This window comes from Nocardia cyriacigeorgica NBRC 100375 (assembly GCF_000308555.1).
Classification (GTDB): domain Bacteria; phylum Actinomycetota; class Actinomycetes; order Mycobacteriales; family Mycobacteriaceae; genus Nocardia; species Nocardia cyriacigeorgica.
Genome location: NZ_BAFY01000044.1, coordinates 1 through 3,629, shown reverse-complemented (window position 1 = coordinate 3,629; position 3,629 = coordinate 1). Strand labels below are relative to the sequence as shown.

Genomic DNA, 3,629 nt, shown 5'->3' with positions numbered 1-3,629 from the left:
TCGAAGCTCAGCGACCACGCGTGCGCGATGCGCAATGGCCGGCCGAGCCGGGCGGTGGCGGGCCGGTAGACGCGGTCGCGGTGGTCGGCGAAATAGCTTGCCAGCGCCGCGTGGGTCCCGATCACGCCCTTCGGTTCACCGGTGGATCCGGAGGTGAAGATCAGATAGGCGGACTGTTGCGGATGACCGTCGCGCGGTGCGTCCAAGGGTGCGGCGGCGGCCACGGTTTCGAACGGTGTCGTCGGCAGGCCGTCCGGCAGCGGGACCACCGCGTCATCGGTCAGCACCAATACCGGATCCGACTGCCGGAGAATGGATTCGATACGCGAGGCGGGCAACGCGACATCCACCGGAACATAGGCGGCTCCCGCCGCGAGCACACCGAGGATGGCGACGATCGAGCGCGCCGAGCGCGGCATCGCCAGCGCCACCACGTCCTCCGGGCCGACACCACGGGCGGCCAGACCACCGGCTACCCGCAGCACGGCCTCCGACAGCTCCCGGTAGGTGTAGCGCTCCCGTTCGGTGCTCAGCGCGAGCGCATCGGGGGTCGCGGCCACCTGCCGGGCGAACAGTTCGGCCACCGTGACACCGAGCACGTCGGCGGCCGGGGTCGCGGGCGGTCGCGGGCGCTCGTGCGGCAGCAGGACGTCGATCGCGTCCTGGCCCGCCGCACCGAGATCGGGAAGCATGCCGAGCACCGAGACGAGCCTGGCGGCCAGGTCGGCGGGCGACAGCTCGCCGAGCATCGCGGCCACTGCCTCGATGACCACGGTGAGCTCGCCGTCGAGCAGATACGACACCACGGCCAGCGGATAGTGCGTCATGCTTTCCGAGGCGACCGGACGGAACGTGGTCCCGTCGGTGGTGGTGATCTCGTCGAGCACATCGGCGACGGGGGCGTTCTCGTAGACGAACAGCGTGTCGAACAACGCGCCGCGACCGGCGGCGCGCTGAATGGCCGACAGGCTCGCATACCCCAGTTCACGCATGGTCGCCGAATCGCGCTGCAACTGCGCGCAGGCGGGTCCCGCCGGACCGGTCAGCTGATCCAGCCGCACACGCACCGGGATGGTGTTGATGAACAGGCCGATCATGGTCTCCACGCCGGCGAGCTCCTCCGGCCGGCCGGAGACGGTCGTGCCGAAGACGATGTCGCGCCGGTCGGTGATCCGGCCGAGCACCACGGCCCAGGCGAACTGGACCACCGTATTCATCGTCAGACCGTTCGCGCGCGCCCACTGCCGCACCCGTTCGGTGTCGGCGCGGTCGAGCGCCACCTTCTCGACGGTGGGCACGATCGTGTTCACCGGGGCGTCGGAACGATCGGCGACGATCAAGGGTTCGGCCTCGGCCAGGTACTGCGACCAGGCCCGCAGGGTGGCCTCGCCGTCGCGGGCGGCCAGCCAGCCGATGTAGTCCCGGTAGGGCCGCGGGGCGGGTAACGCCGCCGCGGATCCGCCGGCCTGATAGATCGCGAAGAGCTCGCGGAAGAACACACCGAGCGACCAGCCGTCCATCAGGATGTGGTGGGCGGTGACGATCATCCGGCGCGGTCCGCTCGGCGGGCTGACCACCACGATGCGCAATGCGGGCCCGCGCGAGAGGTCGAAGCTGTAGCGCGCCTCGGATTCGATGACGGCCGCGAGTTCACGCTCATCGGCGGCGGCCCGCTCGAACCACGGCAGCGTCACCGCGGCGGGCACGATCTGGACCGGCTTCGGCAGGTCCCGATCCCAGAACGCCGCACGCAGATTGGGGTGACGGCGCAGGATCTCCTCCGCGCTGCGGCGCAGCAGCGGCAGGTCGACCGGGCCGCCGAGCTCGATGACGAACTGCATGTTGTACAGGTCGGCCGCCTCGGCGACCTTCGCCAGTGAGAACAAGCCCTCCTGGAGCGGGCTCAGGCTCAGGACGTCCTCGATGCGCGGGCGCGTCTGTTCGGTTTCCGGCATGACAGGCGGGCTCCTCAGCCTTCGTTCTCGGACATCAGTGAGACGACCTCGTCCAGGGAGGCGCCGCCGAGAATGGCGGCGACCGGCAGATCCCGATTCAGTTCCGCCTTGAGCCGCTTGCGCAGGTCGAGCGCCTGGAGCGAGTCCATGCCCAGCGACACCAGCGGGACCGAGCCGTCGATCCGGTCGCTGCCGTCGGACAACATCACGCGGTCGAGTTCGCGGCGGATCAGTTCGCTGAAATCCGCGTCCGCCGGTGTGGCGGCCTCGGGTTCGGCGGCGCTCACCTGCTCCTGCTCGGGCGCCGGCGCCGGCGAGGCGGTGACCGGCTGCGCGGTGGTCTCCACGAGTACGTCGAAGGCGGGCGCGAACACCGCGCCCAGCCCGACGGTCTCGGCGACTTCGCGCATCCTGGCCCAGTCGGCGGCGAGCACGAGGCTGTTGCCGTTCGGCTCGGCCAGACCGGCGGTGACGGCGGCCCCGGCATCCATCGGCAGCAGGCCCGAACCCTCGATGCGGGCGTGCACGGCGGCGTCGGCTTCGGCGGGCAGCACCCACAGACCCCACTGCACCGATGCGCAGGCCCGGCCGCCGGCGCGCAGCGCCGATGCCATCGCGTCGAGCATGCGGTTGGTCCCCGCGTACAACGCTTGACCCCAGCCGCCGAAGGAGGCGGCGAAGGAGGAACACAGCAGGACGGTGGCGTCGTCGGTCAGTGGGAGCGCCCGCAGGACGGCGGCGAACCCGATCACCTTGGCAGCGGCGGATCGGGCCGCCGCATCGGCGTCGGCGTCCGTCGAATACACATAGTCGACCGCGGCGTGCATCAGCAGCGTCACGGGGTTTCCGGAGTATCGGGCCGCGAGCTCGGCCATGGTGTCGGCATCGGTGAGATCACCGGATACCACCGCGATCTCGGTGGCGCCGAGCGAGCGGATGGCGCGGAGTTTCGCCGTGACGGCGGGTGTCTCACCGCGCCGGCTGACCAGCGTGATGCGCTCGGCGCCCGCGCGGACCAGCTCCGCGCAGAACTCCAGGCCGACATGCCCGGTGCCGCCGAGGATCAGCACCTCGGACAGGTCCGGGCCGGTGATCTCGGCCGCGTCGGCCACCACGATCCGCTTGGCATGCAGCCCGCCCGCGCGCACCGCCAGCTCCGGCTCACCCGTCAAGTGCACCGCCTCGAGCACGCGATCGGCGGAGGTCTTCATCGGGGCGTCCGGATAGTCCGCGGGCAGATCGAGATGGCGGAACGCCACGCCGATGTGCTCGAGCGCGGCACAGCGGAACGCCGCCGCGGCGGCCGCCGTCGCCAACCCGGGGATATCGTCGTCGGCCACCGCTTCCGCACCGGCCGTCACGAGCCAGCATTCGGACACCTGCGGCCCGAGCGCGGCGCGCCATCGCTGGTCGGTCGCGAACGCGGCGAACTCCTCGACCGCGGCCGTCTCGGTATCCGCCGCGCTCGGCGGCAGCAGCAGCACAACGGTGTTCGCGCCATCGACGGGCGCGCCCTCGAACGGCGTCACCGACGCGCCGTACCGCTCGGCGCGCTCACGGACCGCCGCGGCCAGATCCGCGCAGCGCCCGGTGGGGTCGATCAAGGTCATCGAGCGTTCGGGCGCCATGGTGCGCCGGGACAGCCGGGCCCACTGTTCCACGAGCCGGGCCGGT

The 3,629-nt window shown here is 71.4% G+C and carries 2 protein-coding genes; both read right to left on the bottom strand.

Annotated elements, in window-relative coordinates:
• Positions 1–1,955 (bottom strand): condensation domain-containing protein (locus tag RJ05_RS03975; RefSeq protein WP_036533238.1); only part of this gene is annotated, 1,955 nt, incomplete at its 3' end.
• A gap of 14 nt (positions 1,956–1,969) precedes the next feature.
• A partial coding sequence (locus RJ05_RS03970) for a KR domain-containing protein (RefSeq protein WP_036533236.1) occupies positions 1,970–3,629 on the bottom strand: 1,660 nt, incomplete at its 5' end.